Annotated in this window: 12 protein-coding genes; 1 reads left to right on the top strand and 11 read right to left on the bottom strand. The window is 59.9% G+C overall.

The features are described 5' to 3' along the window. Window positions 1-174: 174 nt before the first annotated feature. The 8 genes from QOL67_RS00825 to QOL67_RS00790 form a co-directional block, all read right to left on the bottom strand. Window positions 175-1,446, bottom strand: a complete 1,272-nt coding sequence (locus QOL67_RS00825) for a GumC family protein (RefSeq protein ID WP_283424045.1) — start codon at window positions 1,444-1,446, stop codon at window positions 175-177. Between the two features lie 73 nt (window positions 1,447-1,519). Further along, window positions 1,520-2,254, bottom strand: a complete 735-nt coding sequence (locus tag QOL67_RS00820) for a 4'-phosphopantetheinyl transferase family protein (protein WP_283424044.1) — start codon at window positions 2,252-2,254, stop codon at window positions 1,520-1,522. Then, complete coding sequence (locus tag QOL67_RS00815; RefSeq protein ID WP_283424043.1) at window positions 2,251-6,924, bottom strand: MupA/Atu3671 family FMN-dependent luciferase-like monooxygenase; 4,674 nt, start codon at window positions 6,922-6,924, stop codon at window positions 2,251-2,253. The genes QOL67_RS00820 and QOL67_RS00815 overlap by 4 nt, the downstream gene beginning before the upstream one ends. After that, window positions 6,921-7,931, bottom strand: a complete 1,011-nt coding sequence (locus tag QOL67_RS00810) for a glycosyltransferase family 2 protein (protein WP_283424042.1) — start codon at window positions 7,929-7,931, stop codon at window positions 6,921-6,923. The genes QOL67_RS00815 and QOL67_RS00810 overlap by 4 nt, the downstream gene beginning before the upstream one ends. After that, window positions 7,928-14,365: a type I polyketide synthase gene (locus QOL67_RS00805; RefSeq protein WP_430458926.1), complete on the bottom strand. Its 6,438-nt coding sequence runs from the start codon at window positions 14,363-14,365 to the stop codon at window positions 7,928-7,930. The genes QOL67_RS00810 and QOL67_RS00805 overlap by 4 nt, the downstream gene beginning before the upstream one ends. Before the next feature lie 98 nt (window positions 14,366-14,463). Further along, a complete protein-coding gene (locus QOL67_RS00800) occupies window positions 14,464-15,831 on the bottom strand; it encodes an oligosaccharide flippase family protein (protein WP_283424040.1) in 1,368 nt (455 codons plus the stop codon). Then, window positions 15,828-16,652 (bottom strand): glycosyltransferase family 2 protein, encoded by an 825-nt coding sequence (locus tag QOL67_RS00795; RefSeq protein ID WP_283424039.1) that lies wholly within the window; start codon window positions 16,650-16,652, stop codon window positions 15,828-15,830. The genes QOL67_RS00800 and QOL67_RS00795 overlap by 4 nt, the downstream gene beginning before the upstream one ends. 93 nt (window positions 16,653-16,745) lie before the next feature. Beyond that, the gene (locus tag QOL67_RS00790; RefSeq protein WP_283424038.1) at window positions 16,746-19,706 is read right to left on the bottom strand and encodes a calcium-binding protein; all 2,961 of its coding nucleotides are present in this window, start codon (window positions 19,704-19,706) and stop codon (window positions 16,746-16,748) included. 186 nt (window positions 19,707-19,892) lie between these two features. Here QOL67_RS00790 and QOL67_RS00785 point away from each other — a divergent pair, with 186 nt between their 5' ends. Continuing rightward, the gene (locus QOL67_RS00785) at window positions 19,893-21,137 is read left to right on the top strand and encodes a serine hydrolase domain-containing protein (protein WP_430458925.1); all 1,245 of its coding nucleotides are present in this window, start codon (window positions 19,893-19,895) and stop codon (window positions 21,135-21,137) included. 86 nt (window positions 21,138-21,223) lie between these two features. Here the strand turns inward: QOL67_RS00785 and QOL67_RS00780 are convergent, their stop codons facing one another. Genes QOL67_RS00780 through QOL67_RS00770 form a run of 3 tightly spaced genes read right to left on the bottom strand, consistent with a single transcriptional unit; the run spans window position 21,224 to window position 23,257 of the window. Next, the gene (locus tag QOL67_RS00780; protein WP_283424747.1) at window positions 21,224-22,024 is read right to left on the bottom strand and encodes a metal ABC transporter permease; all 801 of its coding nucleotides are present in this window, start codon (window positions 22,022-22,024) and stop codon (window positions 21,224-21,226) included. A gap of 1 nt (window position 22,025) precedes the next feature. Next, on the bottom strand, window positions 22,026-22,784 hold the full coding sequence (locus QOL67_RS00775) for a metal ABC transporter ATP-binding protein (protein WP_283424037.1): 759 nt from the start codon (window positions 22,782-22,784) through the stop codon (window positions 22,026-22,028). Continuing rightward, the gene (locus QOL67_RS00770; protein ID WP_283424036.1) at window positions 22,781-23,257 is read right to left on the bottom strand and encodes a Fur family transcriptional regulator; all 477 of its coding nucleotides are present in this window, start codon (window positions 23,255-23,257) and stop codon (window positions 22,781-22,783) included. The genes QOL67_RS00775 and QOL67_RS00770 overlap by 4 nt, the downstream gene beginning before the upstream one ends. Window positions 23,258-23,266: the final 9 nt, after the last annotated feature.

Below are 23,266 nucleotides of genomic sequence, written 5' to 3'. Positions count from 1 at the left end.
TAAAATTTGTGGCAAGCACGCCATTATGTGACCCTCAACTGGAAACGGTGAATGCCTTCTATTTTTGATTGTTTCTCGATTCGAAAAATTGACGCAGAGTCAGGGTGCAATTTTGTGGAGACGATTCGGCGGAAAGCCGCTCGTGGAGGTTGAATTGTGGCACAATTGTGGTCGCTATTTGCCCAATTTCAGGATCATGGCCGCCAATCCGCTCGACAGGGCCAACAGACCAAAGACCTTGGTCAAGCGCGCAAGCTTACGCCATCGGCGTTGTCGGGGAGTTTCCAAAACAGGGATCGCAGCCACCGCTCGCAGGCGCAGCTGGCGCTCCAGTTGGCCACGGGTCCAGATCACCGGACTGCGCATCTCCAGCATAAAGACGAGGCTCAAGGCCACCAACACACTTAGCACCCCACCCATGGCAAGGATGCGTTTGCGGGACGGCGCAATGGGCCAATCCGGTGGAAGGGCTTTTTCAAGCACGGTGAAGCTGTCGGAATGCTGGCTGGCTTCCAACATCTGCTGCATTTCTGCGCCTGCCTTGCCGGCGGTGATGGCTTGATACTGTTCTTCCAGTTTGGTCCGCTGTCGTTCCAGCCGGTTGTATTGCTGTTCAATGCGCGGCGTGTCTTTGAGGGCGGTTTCGATCTCCGCGATCTCGATCTGATAGAGTTCGCTCTCTTCTTGCAGGCGGCGCAAGCGCTGGGCGCGCACCGAGTTGCCTCCGCTGGAAATGCCCACGTTTTCCAGAAGCTGGCGTTGCACCTCAAGTTCGATTTGCTGCAAATCCGTCAGGCGCGTGCGCAGGGCTTCCACACCGCCGGGTAGCAAAACTGCGTTTTCCTGTTTGTAGTCGGCAATCTGTTGTTCCAGATTGGTGATCGCAGCACCAATACGGCGCTCTTCGCTGTCAAAGAATGACAGGGTTTCGGTCACCTGCTCGGTGCGACGATCTTGCTCCTGCTCCAGCACGTTGGTCACCAGCTCATTGGCGACATTTGCCGCCAGAACCGGATCGGTCATCCGTACAGATACCAACAGTGCGGAGGGGCTGATGTCCTGTCGCCAGCGGAAGTCCGGGTTGGTGATATGCATCACACGCGCTGCTCTGCGCAGCAGCTCCACTTTTTGCAGTTCACTCAAGGGGGCGTCGTTGTAGAGACCGAACTTTTCAATGATGGTCAGCAGATTGTCGCGTGCCATCACGCGCTGTTCGACAATTTGTAGCTTTTGCAGCATGTCGGCGTTTAACGCGCCGGGCGAGGTTGCGCCGGTTTTGATCGAGGGTTGCTCGATCTGAATGGTGGCATAGGTCTCATATTCGCGCGGCAGGCCCAGCACGTAGGCCAGCGAGATCAACCCGCCGATGACAATGATGCTGGCCCACAGGAAAAACCTCCTGCGCAGCATGCTCAGCACCTCGCCAAATGATTGGAACTTGTCCATGCCCGTCCTCAAATTCGGTGTGGCGCGACTCGGATTCGCGCTCTTGAAGACAATTTATGACAATCGAATGTGGTTATCCCGTGGCGCAAACCGGAAAATCTGCGTTCTCCATGCCTGCTTGTGCGCCCAATGTGACCATGGCCAACACATGCCCGCCACCGGTGCCACATTGACCAGACAGAACCGTGCCCTCGGGCACATCGCCCACGGTTTGCATAAACCGCGCAGTGAAGCCGGTGCTGCGTACGTTGAGGGTGACTTGAATTGCGTCAAAACCAAACAGGGTTTGTGTCAGCGGGTATTGCGCTTTGTAGACAGCCTCTTTGGCGCAAAACAGGCGCCGCGCCATTAAGGCCCGACGTGGTGCCGGGATGTCCAACAGCCAGGCCCGTTCTTGCGGGAGGCAGATTTCAGCGGTCAGATCGTCATGAAGCGGTGCATCAGGTTCCACATCCACACCAAGGGCGCGAAATTGCGTTCCCGCAGCGACAATGGCAACACAGCTTGTGGCGTCATGGCTGATCGAGCCGGTCAAGCCTTGTGGCCACTGCGGCGCCCGATCCGGTCGGGTTGGCACCGCCTGTTCCCGTTCCCCCAAGGCGCGCATCGCCAAACGCGCCGCCTGGCGTCCGGCGGCAAACTCGCGCCGCCGCTTGGGCACGGCGCGGGCAATGGCTGGCGCTTCCTGTGGCCAAACCACCGCAATGCCGCGGGTTGGGTCGGTCACGGCCACAGCAGTTTCTGGCGGCGCTATGCGCTCCGCCAGAGATTTTAGGGCCACAAGATGCTGGTCCGAGGACAGGGTCACGTGTTTGTCCTCCGGCGTGCGCGCATCGCACGACGCTTGCTCATGGTCTCGGACCGGCTTTGGGCCTGTTCTGCCACTTCTTCGCTGTCTTTGGCTGCAGGTGCATCCGCTGGTTTTGGTGTGCCGGTCAATTCCTGCACGCGGCCTGCCAAGGCATTGAGCGTTGGGAAGCGGAACACATCGGTGATCGACAGTTTTGCGGCCCCCGCACGCGCCCTGATTTCGCGGTGCGCTTGCACCGCCAGCAAGCTGTGACCACCCAGATCAAAGAAGTTATCCGTGGCCACCACTTCGCGCACGCCAAGCACCTCAGCCCAGACATCTGCGACCAGTTTGGCGATGTCACCACCCGCCTCAACTGGCGCAGCAGGGGCTGTGGTCTCCACCTTCGGTGTGGTGATCTTGCGGGTTTCTTCGGGCCGTGGAAGCGCCTTACGATCCACCTTTTTGTTCGGTGTTAGCGGGAAATCTGCCAAGGTCACATAATGCTGCGGCCGCATGAAGCTTGGCAGGTGCTCGCGCAACTGCGCCCGTACGTCAGCTTCTGCAGGCACATCGCCACGCAGATAGGCCACCAGCCGCACATCGCCCTCAGTGTCCTCGCGCGCCATGACCACGGCCTGCGCCACGCTAGGCACCTCCTCCAATCGGGTTTCAATCTCGCCCAGCTCAATGCGATAGCCGCGCAGCTTCACCTGATGGTCAACACGCCCAAGGAAATCGAGCTTGCCATCTGTCCGCCAGCGCGCAAGGTCGCCGGTACGGTACAAACGCCCACTCTCGTCTTTTGGCCCAAACGGATTGGCCACAAACCGTTCCGCCGTGAGGTCTTCGCGCCGCCAATAGCCTCGGGTGACACCTGCGCCGCCAATCAGCAGCTCACCAGCCACGCCGACTGGTACCGATGCACCGGCGTCATCGACCACATAGACCTGTGTGTTGGCAATGGGATCGCCAATGTTGGCCACGCCTTCGGAGGCGTCGACCAGTGCGGTGGTCGACCAGATGGTGGTTTCGGTTGGCCCATACATGTTCTGGATTTTGGCCCCGCTGGCCGCGTTCAAATCGGCCACCAGACTGCCCGACAGCGCCTCGCCACCCACCATCATCTGCTGCACACCAGCAAGGGCAAACCGCGCCTCTTCGTTGTCCGCCAGCAAACGCGCCATCGACGGGGTGCATTGCAGGTGGCTGACCTCATGGCGCAGCATCTGCGCTGCAATCGACACATCTTCAGGGTCCAACTCGCCGCCTTCATTGGCGCGTTTCAACACCTCGGCGATGGGTTTCAAACCTTCCATCACCGTTGCGCTGTCGATGCCATAGTCAATCAAACAAGCCACTTCGGTCACGCCAATGCGTTTGACCTGTTCCACCCGGTCCAGTGCGTCCTCAACCGTGCCAAACAACCCGCTGTCCTCAAAGTAGCGGTTGAAAGCAGCCTCAAGAATTTCCTCGAGTTCATCTTCGCTAAGAATGCCAAGATCGAGCTCAAAGGCGTTGTTCACGCCTTCCGGGCGTTTGAATGCCGGGAAAGCCCAGGCAAACTGTTTGATCAGCCCGGCAGCGGCGCGCATGTAATCTTTCATGGGGCCACGGGCGATGTCGCGCGCAACTTCACGGTCCTCTGCCAGATAGCTGTGCAACATCAAAGTGATGGTGAAATCGTCCGGGTTGTGGCCGTTCTCGCGCAGGGCATCGTGGTAGAGTTTGATTTTGCCCTCAACCTCTTCGATGCTTTGCCCCAACAGGTGGGTCAGAACGTTGCAGCCATGTTTGCCGGCCTCAACCCACGTGTCGGGATTGCCCGCGATGGTCACCCAAATCGGCAGTTCCTTTGACACCGGGCGTGGTTGCGTGACCACGCCGTGCATGGTGCCGTCCGCCTTGGCAAAGTCGACCTCCTCACCACGCCAGAGTTTGCGTAGATCGCCAATCTGATCGAGCATCACGTTTTTGTTGTTCGGTGGTGAGTTTTCTGGGCGCAGCACAAAGTCATTGGGCTGCCAGCCCGCGGCCACGGCCAGACCCGCGCGCCCGTCCGTCAGGTTGTCGATGATCGCCCAGTCTTCGGCAATCCGCGCCGTATGATGCAGCGGAGTCACGCAGGAGCCTGCGCGCACGCCAAGGTTTTTGGTCACAGCAGCCACCGCCGCGCCGGTCACTGCCGGGTTGGGGTAGGGGCCACCAAAGGCGTGGAAGTGGCGTTCCGGCGTCCAAAGCGCGGTAAACCCGTTGGCATCGGCAAACTTCGCGCCTTCCAACAGCATTTCATATTTCTTGGAGCCTTGGCCGTCATCGTTGCCCCAGAAGTAGAGCGAAAACTCCATGCCGCCAGCGGAGGTGGGCAAACGCCCGCCCGAAATCTGCGTGGTGGTTTCGTCGCCAGACAAGACCAGCTTAAACCCGCGCGACAGGGTCCAGAACAGTTCCAGCACCGAAATGTCAAAGGACAGCGAGGTGACCGCCATCCAGCTGTCACCCGTTTCATAAGGAATGCGCGCGTCCATGCCCGCAAAGAAGTTGGCGACGTTGCCATGTTCAACCATCACACCTTTTGGGGTGCCGGTGGAGCCGGAGGTGTAGATCAGATAGGCAAGGTCTGCGCCGGACGCAATGGCTTCGGGGGTGTTTGCTGAGGCTGTGGAGAGCCGTGCATCGGTGTCCATTTCCAGCACTTGCGCACTGTGATCTGGCAGATCGCGGGTCAGGGCCGCTTGGGTGACAATCACGCCACAACCGCTGTCGCTGATGTAATGTGCCAGGCGGTCTGCCGGATAGGTCGGGTCCATTGGCACGTAGGCACCACCGGCTTTCAGGATCGCGAGGGCGGCCACCACCAGATCCGGCGAGCGGCGCAGACACAGACCAACAAGCGCGCCACGGGTCACACCCATGTCACGCAGCACATGCGCGGCGCGGTTGGCGCGGGCGTTTAGCTCGGCGTAGCTCAGCATGTCATGTTCAAACACCAAAGCAGGTGCATCAGGAGTCTTGGCAACCTGCGCCTCAAACTGTGCTGCCATTGTGAAATCGACATCAAACGGTGCTTCCGTCGCGTTCCAACCGGTCAGTACTTCTGCGCGTTCGGCTTCCGGCAACACATCCAGATCGGCCACTTTGGCCGCGGTGCCGATCTGTGCACAGATCAGCTCCAACCGTGCGGTCAAACGTGCGGCATGGTCTGGTGTTATGCGCGCCGCATCAAAGTGCAACACCGCGCCCGCGGCGCCAATCGCCACGGTCATCGCCGCGCCCTCAATAGGCCCGGCCAAACCACCGGTTGTCACCGCCAAGTCAGGCATTGTGGGTGCAGCAAGCGCCGGATCGCGGGCAATCAGATCGCTGGCAAAGCTGCCTTGGGCATCGGCTTGCGCCACACGCTCAGCCATGGCTGCATTAGCCTCGGCCACCGAGTCATGCAGCAGTTCCGCGCCAACACGCAGCGGCACCCAGGGGGAAATCAGCCCGGCAGCTTGCGGATGATCCGCGCCGCGATAGGCCACATCACACACCTCCGGAAGGCCTGACCGCAGCGCCCAAATGGCGACTGCGGTCAGAATACTCTTGGAGGGAGTCTCGGAAATAGAAAGCGGCAGCTGCCGCAAGTCGGCCAGATCACCTGCACCTCGGATCAGCGGCAGGGTGGCGGGCACAAATTCGGTCAAGCGCGCGCGCCAGAACGGCTCGGCTTTGGCAATCGGGGTCATGGTGGCGGTCAGTGCATCGCTGGCGGATTTGTCCAGCAGCGGCAGGCGCTCACCGGCGCGGATCACATGGGGGACGGTTTCTTCTTGGCCTGCCACATCGGTTAATCCACCAAGGACAACAGCGCCCCGGCCACAGGCCACGGTTACGCTGTCGTCACTCACAGCCAGCACTGCGCCGGGCTCACCCCGGCCTGCGCTTTCGGCGACTTCGGCAGATTTTATCAGCAACACCCGTCCGGCGGCGACCATCTTGGGCGCAAACAGCGGGTTGAAATAATCGCCATGATCCAGTGCGCGTACCAGCGCCACAACGTCCTGTGCATCGCGGCGGAAGTCGACCCGTCCAGCTGCGTCTGGCCGTTTTGCGCGGCCAAAGTAGCTGCGCTGGCTCAGGTCTTGCACCCGCACATTGGCGAGGTCTTCGCCCAGGGCGCGCATCACATCCGCAAAGCTTTCAATTGCGACGGCGTAGCATTTGGTGTTCAGCGTCAGCGCGGTATCCGCCTGGCCAATGTCAAACATGCGCTGCGCCACAATCTCGCCTGTGTCTGCGCCGATCTCCATCTTGTGCCAGGTGATGCCGTGGCGCGGTTCTTGCGCCATACGGGTCCAGACTGGTGCATTCAGGCCGGCGTAACGTGGTAAGGGACCGTCGTGGAAATTTACCGCGCCTTTGGTGGGCAATTTTAGAAGTGTGTCAGACAACATGTCCAAATTGGCGATACTCAGCAGCCAGTCAAACTGTTCCCCCAACAACTCACCCACAATGTCACTGTCTGATGATATCACGCGCAGCCCAGCCTCTGTGGCCCAGCGGCGAATCTCTGGTGACCGCGTGACCACAGCGGTCAGCGTGTTGCCGGTGTCCAGCCAGAGCGTGGCACATTGGATCAGCAGGCTTTCGTTGCCAATCATTACGGCAGACATCGGGGCGGCATTGGTAAAGGTATCAAGGCTCATGAGGAGGCCTCCTTGCGAACAGACAAAGTGGGAGTTTTGGACGGTTCGCGCGTCGTCCGGCGGAAGAGAGATTTTAGGTAGTGGGTGATCAGGTCCCGCAAGAAATGGTCCGGGTCCCGTTTGGGTTTGCCCCCAATCACGCGGCGCAGTTTCCACAGGCTGGTACCCGCGATATGCGCCAATGTGGCGGCAAAGGTATAGGTGCTGCCATGGTTCTTGCGGAAATAGTGCAGGCGGCTGTCAAACCAATATTGCGGCATGCGTTGCCAGGTTTTCATACCGGTTGAGACAGATCCGATATGGGTCACGGAGCTTGAGCGCACATAGTCCGTGTGCCAGCCCGCGCGCTGCGCCCGCAGGCAGAGGTCGGTTTCCTCAAAATACAGGAAGAAGGTCTCGTCAAAGAGGCCAATCTGCTCCAACACCGCGCGCCGCATCAGCATAGATGCCCCCGCCAGCCAATCCACCCGAGTGGTTTCCGCCGGGATCGGCAGCGGCACGATATGTTTGTGTAAGGCGCGGCTGATCAAGCCTACCCGCGCGGCCCCTTCCAGCTCACCAGCCATAGAGGGGAACCGGAAAGCGGTTAGGTGAGGTTCGTTGTCATCGCCGTGGATGTAGGAGCCAGCAAAGCCGCAAGTTGGCATCTGCGCCATGTGATCCAGCAGCGCGCTGATGCTTCCCGCGTCCGGGAAGGCGTCTGAGTTCAGGATATAGACAAAGTCAAAATCGCGCTGTGCCAAACCATGACGAATGCCAAAGTTGTTGCCCGCGCCAAAGCCACCATTATGACCCGACTGCACCACTTCCACACGGCCCGCAGCCCAATCTGCCACAGCCACGCCCGCTGTCATGGCCTCAAACGAGCCATCGCCGCTGTCGTTGTCGACAATCACGATCTGGCCGTCGATTGTGGCCATCTCCCGCGCCGCTGCCTCGGCAGATTTCAACGTCATTTCCGGCGTGCGCCAATTCAGGATCACAGTCAAAAGGGAAGGCGCACTCATTCTGCTGCCCTCCGTGCTGTGCGCTTGAGCAGGTTTTTCTCCGCTGCCGTAATCACCTTTTTCATCCGGGTTGCCAGTACCCGCACATTGGGTTCCAGCACCATGCTGTCATGATCCCCCGGCACCTCAAACACTTGCACATCCGGCACCCATTGTTGCCAGTCGTTGTCGTGGAACACATAAGCCCGGTCCGCGTCGACCAGACGCCCGTCACCCATGTCCCATTTGCCGACCATTGGCGGGCGGAAGAGCACCAGGTTGCCCTGCCAGGCGTGCATCGGATATTGCGCCACAGCCTGTAAGAATGCCGCCTCGATCTCCGCATCGTGGAACTGCTGCCCCTGTGCTTCCTCGTCGGTCTCTTCGCTTGGACGGCGCTTTTCGATCTCCCAAGCAATCCGGTTCTTGGCCCAGATCAGCGGATACATTGCGCCTTTGGATCTGAGCTCCTGCATCTGGATGCGCATCCGGTCCTGCCGCGAGAGCGGACGGCGCACTGGCAGCGGCGTGTCAAGCATCGCCACAAGCGCCACCTCATCCCCCTGTGCCTCCAACTGACGCGCAATCTCATAAGCTGTGATGCCGCCACCGGAGAACCCACCGAGCAGGTAAGGCCCCTCCGGCTGCACCTGTTTCATCTCCGCGATGTAATCCGTGGCGGCCTCCACAAGATCATCATGGGGCGCAGCGTCGCCAAACAGACCGCGCGCTTGCAGGCCATAAAACGGCCGGTCCGCGCCGATCAGATGTGCCAGATGGCGCAGGTTCAACACGTTGCCAAACATGCCTGCCACCAGGAAGAACGGCGTGCGATGCCCGCCTTCGCCCTGATGCATCGGCACCAGATGCGTGAACCGGCTTTGTGGGCGCGCCTCTGCCTCCGCAGCGGCGCCTCCCGACACGTCGTCCCCCAAAGCCGTGTCACCGACCCGCTCCGCAATCATCGCGGCGCAGGTTTCAATGGTTGGCGCTTCAAACAGCACGGAAATCGGGAACTCAATCGCCCAGGCCTTTTTGACCATCGCAAACAGGCGCACCGCGATCAGGCTGTGGCCACCAAGGTCAAAGAAACTGTCGCGGATGCCCACTTGATCCACGCCCAACAAATCCTGCCAGAAGCCTGCCAATGTGCGCTGAATGTCGGTTTCCGGCGCGACATAATCGGTTTCCAGCTCTGGCCGCTCAAAGCTCTGGCTTGGACCGTTGTCCTCATGGGCCCCCGCCTCGGCCTGCGCGATCAGTGCCGCCAGATCCAGCGAAGACACCACCACCTGCGACCGGTTCCCGCGCAGCGCGGCCTCAAACAGCTCAGCCCCCATCTCCGGCGGAATGCCTTGCGAGAGGTTGTGCGCCAGTCGCTCTTCGGCGGCGGACAGCGGCGCTTGCGCCTGCGCGTCCTCATCAAAGACAACTTCTGCCTTGCTCAGCGGCTGCGCCTTGGCAAAGCTGGCAGCGGTTTCCACCTGCCGCAATGACAGGCCTTTAACCTCAATGCTCACCGCGCCATTCCTGTCGGTCAGCACCACGTCAAACCGAGCGGAGCCAGTGTCGCTATCGCCGTCCACAAGGGTTACATGGCTCATCACTTTGGCGGGCAGTGCGCTGTGGCGTATCAGGCGGTCATAGCCTACCGGCACCCACAAATGCCCCTGCGCATAGCCGGGGATCAAATCCATGGCCCAGCCGGTGGCGATGTCCAAAAGGCCCGGGTGCAGCTGCAAACCATCGCCATCAAACTGTGCGTCCAGGCTCAGTCGCGCGAGGCCTTGTTGGGCGCCAAGCGCGGTTTCGCGCAGGACTTTCCAACGTGGCCCAAAACGCATGTGGGCTTCCTGCGGCGCGCTTAGTGCCGCGCCAAAGCCGTTTTGCTGCACCGGACAGTCTGCCTTAAGCGCATCGAGATCCAGCGCCGCCGGGGCACTGGACCGCACCGGTGCCAACCGCGCCTCGGCGTGGGTTTGCCAGCCGGGCCGGCCATCAAAGCTCACTGCCGTTTGCACCTCAAACCGGTAGCCCTCATCCGAGCGGATCAGGCGCAGGCGCATCTCTGTGCCGCCGTTATCACTCACCCGCATCGGGCGTAAGAACAGCAGGTCGTGCAGTGCAAATGCATCAGACTCGCCTTGCGCTTTCAACGCCTCATAGGCCAAAGAAATATAGCCAGTGCCGGGCATGACTGCGTCGCCACCCAGCGTGCGGTGCTCGTCCAAAATCCAGTTTTTGGCCGAGAGGGCAGCAGTGAATATCCGGTTGCCCTGCGCATCAAATCCCGCGCCTTGCAGCAGCGGATTGTCAATCGCCTCGGTGGGGGTGTCGACCATATGACCCTGCCGGGCTGCGACCGCTTCGGCGGCCATGCCAACCTCGGCCCATAGGCCCCAGTTGATTGCGCGCACGCGGGTTTTGTCACCCTGTCGCGATTGCGCGTAGGCGTTGAGATAGGCGTTGGCGGCGACATAATCGATCTGCCCTGCCGGCGCGGTGGCGGTGGAGGACGAGGCAAACAGCACCAGCCAATCAAGACTGCCATCCGGGAAAATCTGTTCCAACACCTGCGTGCCGTGCAGTTTGGGGGCCAAAACATCGTCGATGCCCGCCGAGGTTTTGGCGAGCAGCGGGCCGTCGTCGATCACACCAGCGGCATGAATCACACCGTTGATCGGGCCAAAGGCCTCCCGCGCAGCCTCAATGGCCTCTGACATTTCATCGACATTGCAGACATCCGCCGCCAGCGGCAGCACCTTGCCGCCAAGGCTTTCCAGACGCTCCACTGCGCGAATGCGCTGCGCCACGCGATCATGCGGCGCATGGCCTCGCAGGTAATCACCCCACGTGTTGCGCGCCGGCAGGCCCTCGCGGGCCAAAAGCACCACATTGGCGCCGGTGCTTTGGATCATGCGCTCCGCCAGTGTCAGGCCAATACCACCAAAGCCACCGGTGATCAGATAGGTGCCGCCATCCTTGAAAACCGGCATGTCGTTGCCGTCCATCATCACCTTGCGGTAGCTGCGCTCAAAGCGTTTCTCGCCGCGCCAAGCGGCGATCTGCCCACGCGGGGCGGCCAGAAGGTCTTCGAGCAGCTTGCCAACCAACCCGTCGCGCGCCTTCTTTGCCGGCACTTCCACATCCAAAAGCGCGCAGGTCACACCGGGCAACTCGCGGCCCATCACTTGCACTGCACCCAGCACTGTGGATTTCTCCGGATAAGGCAGTGCCTCTTTGCGCACCTGCACCGCGCCGGAACTCACGGTGGTGATGTGCAAAGGTGTGGGCAGGTTTTCGTCGCTCACCGCTTGGGCAAGGAAAAACAGGCTCATCAGCCCTTGCTCCTGATTGCGGTGGAAAAAGCTCGACCCAGGACGGTGGTTTTCATCCTCGGTCAGCAGCCACATATGTATAATGCGATCAGGCACGCGGCCCTTGCCCATCAGGCTGTGGACCAACGCGTCATAGCCATCACGCCCGCGCTCCGGCGCGAGTGCATAGCTGTCCAGCCCGGTTTCGGCAAAGGCGTCGCCGGTGGTCACGGTGACCACGTCCTGCCCCGCGTCACGCAGGCGTTTGGCGAGCGCCGTACCGGTGCCACCCTGGTCGGTAAAGATCAGCCAGCTGTGCTTTTCTGCATCCACCAGCTCGCTGTCTACATCAATCTCACATTCCGCCAGCTTTGGTGTCCACACCGGCGCATAGTTCCAATCTGCGGTGTCTTCGAGCCGCATGAGTAGCTCGTCTTGCGCCTCAATCTGCCCCTGACCCGGCTCGATAAAATAGCGACTGCGTTGGAAGGCATAAGACGGCAGCACCACGGTCTGGCGCGGCCCGTCGCCCCAGTATTGGTCAAAGTCCACATTAACACCGCAGGCCCAAAGCTGACCCAGTACAGTGAGGAAATAGGCGTCATCGCCAATGTCATCTTCGGGATGGCGCAAGGAGGACAGCACCTTATCGGCTTTCACCTGCCCGTGCATTTTCACCAGAGACGACAGGGCTTTGCCCGGCCCAACCTCAAGAAACACCCGCCCGCTTTGTTGGGCGAGCGTGGTGATGCCGTCAGCAAAGAAGACAGTGTTGCGCAGGTGGCCGACCCAATAGTCCGGATCAGTGGCTTCGCTGTCCAGAAGGGTGGCCCCAGAGCGGTTCGAAATGATCGGCACCCGCGGCGCGTGCAGCGGAATGGTGCGGAGATAGTCGCCAAACCGGCCTAAGATTGGCTCCAACATCCGGGAATGTGCGGCGATGTTGATCGGCACCCGCTGGGTTTCGATCTCCTGACCTGCCAGTTTTGTCGCCAAGGCATCCAGTGCCGCATCCGGCCCGGAGACCACAGTCAGCGCTGGGGCATTCACAGAGGCAATGTCGATCTCGTCCGTCAGGTGGGTTTCTACTTCGGCCAACGGCAGCGGAATGGACAGCATCCCGCCCGCTGGCACCGTGTCAAACAACTGCCCGCGCAGCTGTACCAGCCCCAGACAATCCTCAAACGACATCACCCCCGCGAGGCAGGCGGCGGTGTTTTCCCCCATGGAATGGCCCACCAGCGCGGCAGGTTTGACACCCCAGCTCATCCAGAGCTGCGCCAGCGCGTATTCCACCATCAGGATCAGCGGCAGTTGCAAGCTTGGCTGCTTCAGCCGCTCTTCGGCCTCGGCCACCGCCTCATCTTCGGCCAGCCACAGCGCGCGTAACTCTTCGCCGCCTTTGCCCGCCAGATGGGCAAAGCCACGTTCCATCCATTCTTCAAACATCGGCTCGGTTTCAAACAGATCCCGCCCCATGCCCACATACTGCGCCCCGCCACCGGGGAACATGAAGACCACCTCGGGCGCCTCCGCCTCGGCAGTGTGAGTAAACACCCGCCGTAGATTGCCGCTTTCCAGATACTCCGCTGCCTGTTCATGGCTGTCCGCCACCACCACACGGCGTTTCTCAAACGCGCGCCGCCCATTGAGCAGCGTGTGCGCCACATCAGCCAGAGGCTGTTCCGGGTTGGCTCGTAGATGCGCCGCCAGATTGGCCGCATTGGCATCCAGGGCTTTGGTTGAACGGCCCGACACAGCAATCAGCTGAAATGGCCAGTCGCTGTCCAAACTCTCTGCCCGCTCAGGGGCTTCTTCCACCACGACATGCGCATTTGTCCCGCCCACGCCAAGGCTGTTCACCCCGGCGCGACGCGGCCCCTTGTGGCTTTCCCAACCCTGGAGCCGCGCGTTTACCGCAAAAGGACTGTCCTCAAAATCAATCGCCGGATTGGGCTTTTCAAACCCAAGGCTTGGCGGCATCTCTTTGTGGTGCAAGGCCAAAGATGCCTTGATCAGGCTGGCCGCGCCAGCGGCGGTATCCAAGTGCCCAATGTTGGTTTTCACCGAGCCAATGCGACAGAACCCAGTTTCTTCGGTGGTTTCCCGGAATGCCTCGGTCAGCGCCGCAACCTCAATGGGATCGCCCAAATAGGTGCCGGTGCCATGGCACTCGATATAATCCACCGTGTCGGCAGGCACATCGGCAATTGCCAAGGCATCGGCCACAGCCGCCGCCTGTCCGCCCACGGATGGTGCGAGGTAGCCCGCTTTGTCGCTGCCATCATTGTTGACCGCAGAGCCTTTGATGACGGCCCAGATGTGATCGCCTTCGGCAATCGCATCCTCTAATCGTCGCAGCACAACCACACCCGCGCCGGAGCCAAACACGGTGCCCTGTGCGCGGTGGTCAAACGCATGGCATTCGCCATCTGGCGACAGGATCTCGCCGTCCTCAAACACATATCCGCGCCCATGGGGCAGCTCGATGGTCACCCCGCCAGCCAGCGCCATGTCACATTCGCCATTGAGGATCGACTGCGCCGCATAATGCACTGCCACCAGCGAGGTGGAACACGCTGTCTGCAACCCAAGGCTTGGGCCGTTCAGGTCCAAAATATGGCTCAGCCGCGTGGTCATGAAGTCTTTGTCGTTGCCGGTATGGCGCAACAGGAACAAGCCGGTGCTGTCCACCAGATCGCGGTTGGAACAGATGTTGAAATAGAAATAGCTGCCCATGCCGCAGCCGCCAAACACGCCAATGGGCCCGCCAAAATTCTCTGGCATATGGCCTGCGTTCTCAAGCGCTTCCCAACTCACTTCCAGAAACTGGCGGTGCTGCGGATCCATGATTGCGGCTTCTTTTGGAGACAGACCAAAAAACTCCGCATCAAAATCGGCAAAGCCATCCAGCATTGCGGCGGCTGGCACAAAGTTGCGATGGGCCATTTTCGCCCGGCTTTCACCATTGGCCAAAAGCTCATCTTCGGAAAGCTTGCGGATAGATCGGATGCCGCCGCGCAGGTTGTGCCAATACTGCGCGATGCCGGGTGCACCGGGCAGGTGGGCGGCCATGCCCACAATTGCAATATCCGTCTCTGCGACCGGTTTGTCCGTCGGGCTTGTCACCACATCCACCTGCTGTTCAATTGCGCCGTCAGCGGTCCCCTTCTGAAGCGAGGACTCTTACACTTGCCTTAAAGATAGAACCCCATCCGCCCAGTAGGAAGGTGAAATCAGGGCAAATTGAGGGCAGAAAGATTAACAATCGCGCTCTGATGCAGCCAAAAGGCGAGGCCACCTGTGCCAATGCCCAAGGTCCAAAATACCACGTCATGCCGTAGGTCCCAAGCGCCGTGCGCGCGCGCCAGCCAGACCACGGCCGGATAGGCCAACACCATTGCCAGACCTTGTCCCAGAAGGGCGCCAATAAGGCCATATTGGCTGGCCCCAATGATCAAACCCGCCATCATCAAAACCGCGCGTGTTGTGGCCAGCACAAAGAACCCGCGGCTGTCGCCCGCGGCCAGCGCAGCCTGATCGTAGGTCAGGGCAATCACCTGCGGGATTTGCATCACCGCCAAGAGCACCACCACACCGCCTGCAAGCGCATAACGCGGATCATACAGGGCCGTGACCAGCCAGACGCCGATCAGGGCAAACAGCGTCAGAAGTCCCATCAATCCGCCGCTCAGCAGCATGCGCATCTTGTGTAATTTGGCGCGGTTTTGTGCGCTCTCGCTGGGGGGCTTTTCGCGGTAGATCGGGATCATAATTCGCCGCATCAACATGCCCCCTAACAGGAGGGGGAAGGACGCCAGAAAGTAGCCGATGTTGTAGACCCCAAGTGCGCCAAGGCTCAGGTGTTTGCCCAGCACAATCTTGTCGCCTTGGGACAGCAGGAACCCGGCGGCGGTGGACAGGAAAATCCATTTACCAAAGTGGATCAACTCCCCGGCAGCGGGCCTGTCCCAGCGTGGTTTGTTGATCGCGCCGGGTAGAAAAATATAATAGAAAATCAACTGCATAACCGTTGTGGTCACCGCATTTGCGACCAGTGCCCAGACCGAACCTGTGGCCCAGGCTATGGCCACACCAACCACAAGGCCAATCACCTGCGCCGAGAGGTCGATTAGGGTGATCCGCCCCAGCGCGAGCTGTCGATTGGCGCTGTCCTTTTTGGTGGGGAACAGGCCCATGATCAGCAGAGTCAACCCCACGACGGGCAAGATCTCGGCCAGCTCCGGTGCGTCATAAAACGCCGCCGCAGGCACGGCCAAAGCCCAGGTCAGGATCAGCAGGAACACACCGCGCATCACCTGTATGGTCCAGGCGGTGTCGAGGAAGGCGCGATCCTCACCCCGTTTGCTTTGCAGGATCGATTGGGTCACACCCATGTCGCTGAGATTGGACAACCCTTGCAGGAACACCCAAACAAGGCTCATCAAGCCAAAGGCTTCGGGGAACAACAGCCGGGTGAGGATCAGGTTGGAGGCCAGCCGCAACGCTTGGGAACCGCCGTACCCAAAGATGGTCCAGCCGCCACTGCGAATGGCGCGGGCGGCCAGAGAGTTGCCCTGCGTGAGGCTTTTGAGGCGGCTCATCTGCCACGCTCCCACGTGTTGGATTTCTGCGGCGAAAGCTTCACCACAATCGAGACCGCCGCATAGACCGAAAACCCCAATGGGTCGCGCAACATCATGGTTAGTTTGGTGCCTAAGCCAAGGGTGAATTTATCGTCGTTTTTGAGCAAGTCTGGAAACCGTGCCTTAATTTCGTCAACACCGGCGTTCTGCCGCCGCCGCACTTTGACCAGCGCGGCGAATCCCTCAACCAGCGGCCAATCGTAGCCTGCGTCTGTGCCGATGCGTTCCTCTGGCGTGAAGTTCAGGCGCACAAAAGTATCGTCTGAAATGATGCCGGGGAAGTCTTCCCAGCGCGCGCGACCGGCGGCGTTCACCGCAAACAATCCTGCGCCGGGAACTCCATGGGTGATGAAAGGCACTTTGCTGTAAGTGCGCGCATAGGCCCGCGTGGCCCATGTCTTGGCGCGGGAGAGCCGCAACTTACCGCTGGCATAGCGTGGCGCATCTGTGTTCAGCGCCTCGGCAATCTGTCCCATCAAGGCAGGGTCGACCAGAACATCGGCATCTAGATAAGCGCGGGTGCCAAAGCTGGCGGCGTCATCGGCGGCATTGAGTGCCCCCATTTTGCCCAAAGCGGGCAGGTCCAGAATCGTGAGGCTCCAGCCTTTGTTCTCAGCTTGCGTGCGGAAGCTCTCGGCAATCTGCACTGTCTCATCGTCACAGCCATTGGCCGCCACCACAATCTGCGCCACTGCTGGCCCGTCAGAGGCCAAAACGGCTTTCAGACAAGGGCTGATATGGGCGGCCTCATTGTTGGCCGGAATGAGAATGCTCAGCACGGAAAGGCTCGCCTCTGACGTCATGTTTGATGCAACCTATCAGATTGCCGTGTACCGAGGCAGGGGGATTTCCCCTTTCACATCAACCCTGTGTCACAAAAGCCCGCTGATCGGCAGCACCAGCGCGGGGGCCTCTTCAAAGGCCACGGCCTCCATCTCGGTCAAAAGATAGCTCCGCCCTTCTGCCACAGCCCGCACCTGAGCGCCCTCGCGGCTAAATTCATAGTCTGTGCGCACACCCGGCAGAATTGCCCGATCTGTGCCTGATCCGCCGTGCAGCAAATCACCCGGTCCCCGCGCAATCAGCACGTCATTGCCGCCCATACCCAAAAGCACATCGCGTCTGCCCGTGCCCTCTAGCCGATTGGAGGTGTCATCTCCAAGGTAAATTCCGCCATGCAGGAACGTATCCTCGGCGCGGTCTTCGCTCCAATGAGGCCCGGTCAGGTTGTACTCCATCAGCACATCATGGCGGGGCGTATTGTCACCCAGAAACCTAAGATGCCCCCAGCTGCCCCATTTGCTCGGCTTGCCCACATCGGTAAACGCATTAAAGCTCTGCCCGCCCAAACTCCGCCAGGTGACCAACAGCTCGTCATACATTGCCGCGACTTCAGTGCTGGTGCTGAACTCCGTAAAAAACGCCGTCAGCGTGTCGTCATTGGCCTCAACGCCGACACCAACCGCGTGATTGCCGCCCTCATACATCACCAGTTTCAGATTGTTTTTGCGCGCCACATCGCGGTGATAGGGCAGTAGCTTTCCGGTGAGTTCTTTCAACTCACCCTTGCGCAGCCAGTCTGCCGCCTGCGCCGCGACGCCATCATGCGCGTGCTCCTCCACATAGGCCGTCAGTGCCGCCCGCTTCAGCCCCTCAGCAGATCCCGCAGCCTCAGCCTGTTTCCGGGCTGTATCAAGCCAACCGCGCAGCGCTTTTGAGCCTTCCCCCTCCATCCCCAGTGTGACGCCAAAATACCCGGTCACGCCGTAAGCCTCAAACAATGTCACCGGTGCCGGGTTGCCCTCCGCTTGCCACAACGGCGCCTGCAACAACCCTTTTTCAAAACCGGGCCAACCGGTGTGGGTGGAGATTACCCTTGTCAGTCGCCCCTCGGCAGCGTCGCCATAGACCTCGCCCCAGACACGCGCCATTTCTGCCGCCCGCATCCCGGAAAATTGCATCTGCACGTCCTGGCCTTTGCCCCAACGCGCCTCACCCTGTTTCAACGCCCATTGCGCTTGCTCAAACCCCCAGTTCCACATCTCGTTGGAATATTCGACATGGGCATTGAGCGTACCATCCAGATGGTCGCGCACATAGCTGGCAAAAGCGGTCAGATAACCTTCGTCCGCCAGATGCGGCATGGTGAACCACGGGTCAGCGCCAATCTCATTGGCCAGCCGCACCATCAGCTCCACCGGCACCCCGCGCCATCCAAAGCTAAAATCGCTGGTGAGTGGGCGTTCGTCCCAGCTGGATTGCGTCGACCCATTGGTCTTCATCCAATCCATAAACCGCACCATGCGCAGATCATCCACCACGTTGAGCCACACGGGATTGAACACCGCGCCGGCGTCCGCAAGTAGGGTGTAAGACTGCGCAATCACCTGAATGTCACGCACATAGTCGCCCGTCATATCCGGGTCCGGTTGACGGATTTTGATCCCCACTGGCCCTTCGCCGGGCGTGAAGTCAAACCAGATCTCCCCCGGCGCTTTGGAGGTCACCCGTGCCCTCCCCGTCACTTCAATCTCTCCCGTACCTTGCCATGTCACACGATAGCGCGCGGAATAGGCAACGGCCTCCTCCGGCAGGTCGGTCAGGAGCAACGCCTCCACCGACTCGATGTCCTCAGGTACGCCCCAAACCCAGCCCTCTTCATCAAGCAACCCACGCGCGTCCAGCTCTTCAAAGCTCACGCCGCCCCATTGGCCAGGCAGATGCCCCACCCAAGGGCGTGCGGTTTTCATTACGTTGATAAACGGCTGCTGCGTCGACCAATCGCTGATCCCGCTTAAGCCCATGGCCAATGCTGGATCGGCCAGCCCAAGTCCCGCTAGCTGAGGCGCGTCACCGTCTGGTGTGCGAAAGGGTGTTCCGGACGGCACCTCCCGGGCCGCCGCTTGTTGCATAGGTTTGAGCACCAACCGATGGATTTCATCGCGCACCGCTTCCCAATAGGTGCGCACGTCCGCATGGATACTCTCCGGTATATCGAGCGCCAAAGGCAGTTTTGCCTCATAAAGGCTCACAAAGGTGATTGCGGCGGCAAGGAAGTAGGTGGTTGGTGTGCCATGCGGTGCATCGTCGGTGTAAAACACCTCTGCCTCCAAGCCATCCAGCACACCACCGTCGAGCAGCTCCGCCAAAGTGCTGGCCACCGGGATCAGGTTGATCTGTGCATCTGGCCGTTCTTCGCGCAACGCTTCGACGTAGTCTTCAAACCAGTCGTGGTAGTCGCCACTGTTGAACCGTTGATATTTGCGCATCTGTCGCGCGCTTGGCGGGAAACTTTTCACCTGACTGCCCATATCAGCCCAGCCTTCGTAGATCGCGATCCGCACCGGCCCCACAGCGGTGTCCATGTTGTCGATTACGTTCAGTGTGGCCGACAGCGGCGAGGCATTGTCCGGGTTGTCGCCGTGGAAGGCTTTGTCAGCACCCTGATACTGAATGAAGTTTGCCGGGGTGATGACAATGGTGTCCCAACTCACATCGGCAAAATTGCGATACTCCCGCGTCCAGCCTCGCTGCACATCTTTGAACTTCCATCCGGCGCTGGGCGTATCACTTTTGGCAAAATTACGCAGAAAGCCCCATTGCCCGTCCAGTTTTAACTCCGTGCCCGCCGCCACTGCCATCTGGCTCAGCCAATGTGGCACCGCGGTTTCATCTGTTTCAGTGAGGTGGTGCACCAGGCTGTTGCCAAACACATAGACCGTCTGCGGGGCAGGGGCCTCTGCGTCTTGGGCCAAGCCACTTTGCGCCGCCACCAACACGGACAGCGCCGCAAATGCCGTTCCAAGTCTTTGTCTTAAGGTCTTTGTGAACACGCGCCGCGGCCTCCTCGCCTGTGATTGGTTTCAATATGGGCGATTCCGCGTGCTGATCAAAGGGCGTAGGTTGCAAGCTTACAACTATCTGGGGGCCGACAAAGAACTACGTAGTCTTACCACCTTGTCCGTGGTTGCGGCAAAAAGGCACTCTAGGTGGCAGATTTGGTAGCTTGGGAGGCCTCCATGATTGGTACAGCATCACCACAGGACCGAGGGTTTGACAGCAACCGATTGGCGCAGCTGTCGGGCTGGATGGACCAACTTGTGGTGGATCGCAAATACGCCGGATGTGGTGTATTGATCGCGCGGGATGGCGATGTGGTGTTTGACCACGCCACTGGCTTGCGCAGCATTGCTTCCGGTGCGCCGTTTGAGCGCGATACCGTGGCGCGGATTTATTCGATGACCAAGCCGGTCACTACAGTGGCGTTGATGATGCTGGTGGAGCGTGGCCTTGTGCATCTGGACGCGCCGGTGTCCAATTTTATTCCGGCGTTCAAACACTGTCACGCGCTGGTGCCTGGCGCGTCGACGATGGATCAGGTGGAACCCTGCGCCACGCCGACGTTGCACCAACTGGCCACCCATACCAGTGGTTTGAGCTACCCGTTTAATCCGGGTCTTTTGCCCAAGGAAATGGACGCGCAGGATCTGATGTTCAAAGCCAATCAGGGCGCGCTGGCGGATATGGCGGATCAGGTGGCGGCACTGCCATTGGCGTTTCAGCCGGGCACCCGTTGGGAATATTCTGTCAGCATCGACATTCTGGGCCGTGTGATCGAGGTCATCACCGGGCAGACACTCGCCGATTTTTTGCAAACGGAAATCCTCGACCCACTGTGCATGTCGGAAACGGGGTTCTCGGTGATCCCCGGCACAGAGGATCGCTTTGCTGACCTCTATACCCCGCTTGAGGGAGACGCGATGGCGCTCAATCAGGCGAAGATCGGCGCAGAAACGCTGCGCCTTGTGGACACCACCGAAGGCTCACCTTTCCTGAACGCCAGCATGCATTCCGGCGGCGGTGGTCTTGTGGGAACCATGGACGACTACCTCCGTTTTGCTGAGATGATGCGGCGTGGCGGCGCGCTGGGCGATATGCGCCTGCTCTCACCACGTACGGTGCGGTTCATGACGTCCAATCACCTGCCCGGAGACATCGCTTCAATGGGGCCGATGAGTTTTGCCGAACAGCCGATGGATGGTATGGGCTTTGGCCTTGGTGGGGCCGTTGTGCTTGATCCTGCCCGCGCGCGTTGCGCCGGTAGTGTTGGGGACTTCAGTTGGGGCGGCATGGCCTCCACATTCTTCTGGATTGATCCGGTGGAAAACCTGTCGGTGGTGTTCTTCACGCAGCTCTCCCCGTCGAGCTCTTATCCAACCCGACCACAGCTCAAAGCTTTGGTGCATGCGGCGCTCATACACTAAGGGTTAACGGGGTAAGGCGCACTAAGTTGCCCACCTCCGCAAAACAGCCGTGATACCGACGCTCTACCGACGTGGGTTTTGGCAGGTTAACGGGCGTCTTTCAGCACCACCCGTGCCACCAGATTGAACGCGAGAAACAGCACCGACGCGGCGCAAACAATCGACGGCCCAGCGGGTGTATCCATCTGGTACGACAGGCCCAATCCGCCCACGGCCGCGAGGGCCCCAATGCCCGCAGCCCCAAAGGCCATCGCCTCCGGTGACCGCGCAACTGCACGGGCTGCGGCCGCTGGAATGATCAGCATGGCCACAATCAACAACGCGCCCACCACCTTGATTGCCACCGCCACCACAATCGCAAGGCCAAGCGTCATAAGCTGTTGTTCGCGCTTGGGGTTTATCCCGCTGGCATAGGCCAGTCCCCGGTTCACAGTGGAGGTCAAAAGCGCCTGCCAGCGCCAAATCATCAGGCCTATTACCAAGGCAGCGCCGGACCAGATTACCACTAGATCGGATTTGCTCACCGCCAGAATATCGCCAAACAGATAGGAATTCAGGTCCAACCGTACACCTTGCAAAAACGACACTGCCACAAGGCCAAACGCCAAGGCAGAATGCGCCAAAACACCGAGGATGGTATCCACCCCATAGCCGCGCTCAGACAGGTTGGACACGGTCAAAGCCATCGCCAAAGCCACCGCCAATGCGCCAAGGAAAATTGACACCCCAAACCCCAAAGACAGCGCAACCCCAAGGATCGCCGCATGGGCCGTGGCATCGCCAAAATAGGCCATGCGCCGCCAGACAACAAAACAGCCCAAAGGCGCGGCAGCCAAGGCCACCCCAACGCCTGCAAAGAGCGCACGAATCAGGAAGTCGTCAAACATATCAATGGGATCCGTGGTCGTGGCCACAGTCATGTGCGTCGTCATGATCGTGGTGATGGTGGTGGTCATGTTCGTGGCGATAGAGCGCCAATGCGCCATGTGTACCGGTGCCAAACAACGCGCGGTACTCCGGCGCAGAGGCAACAATTTCTGGTGTGCCATGGCAACAAACATGGCCATTCAGACAGACCACACGATCGGAGGCGCTCATCACCACGTGTAACTCGTGGCTGACCATCAGGATCGCTGCACCTGTGTCGCGTCGTACGTGTTCAATTTGGGTGTAAAGATCCGCTGACCCGGGTTGGTCCAACCCTGTGGTGGGCTCGTCGAGGATCAGGAGGTCTGGCTTGTCCATCAAGGCCCGCGCCAAAAGTACACGCTGAAACTGTCCACCTGACAATCCTGCCATGGGGCGGTCTTGCAGCCCGTCCGCGCCGACTTGTTGCAAGGCCTCATTGATATGGGCCGCGTCCCGCCGCTTTGGCAAAGACAAAAACCGCGCGGCCGTCAGCGGCATGGTGGCGTCAATCGCCAGCTTTTGAGGCACATAGCCAATCCGCATACCGGCTGCTTTTAGGATGGTGCCACTGTCGGGCGTCATTGCGCCAATGATGCACCGCAAAAGTGTGGATTTGCCACTGCCATTGGGACCAACAATGGTGACAATCTCACCTTTGTCGACGGTGAGCCCCACGTTGGCCAAGGCTTGATGGTTGCCGTGTTTCACCGACAGTCCGTTGATAGTGACCAGCCTCATGTGGATGCCGTGGCGCAGGTTGGGCACATGCCTTCGGCTTCTACAATTGTGGTCTCGATTTTAAATCCAATCTTGTCAGCCACTTCGCCTAAGGTGGATTTTAGCGGTGCTGCGGTTTCAGCGACAGTTTCACATCCGCGGCAAATCAGAAACACCGGTGTATGAGAATCTCCGGGGTGGGCGCAGGCGATATAGGCGTTTAGCTTTTGGATCTTGTGCGCAAACCCGTTAGCAACAAGAAAATCCAGCGCGCGATAGACTACAGGGGGTTGTGATGCAAACCCCTCATCGGACAGCAGCCCCAGAATGTCATAGGCCCCCATGGCCCGATGCTCCTGTAGCAGAATTTCCAACACGCGCCGACGGCCTTTGGTGAGGCGCAAACCCTGCGCGGCGCAGGCGTCTTCTGCGGCTTTCATACCGCCACCAACACAGGCCGAATGATCGTGCTGTCCAAAGCCAACTGTTTGCATGACGCCTCT

The organism is Shimia sagamensis, from assembly GCF_900182745.1.
Classification (GTDB): Bacteria; Pseudomonadota; Alphaproteobacteria; order Rhodobacterales; family Rhodobacteraceae; genus Shimia; species Shimia sagamensis.
This window is presented reverse-complemented; position numbering and strand designations above follow the sequence as displayed.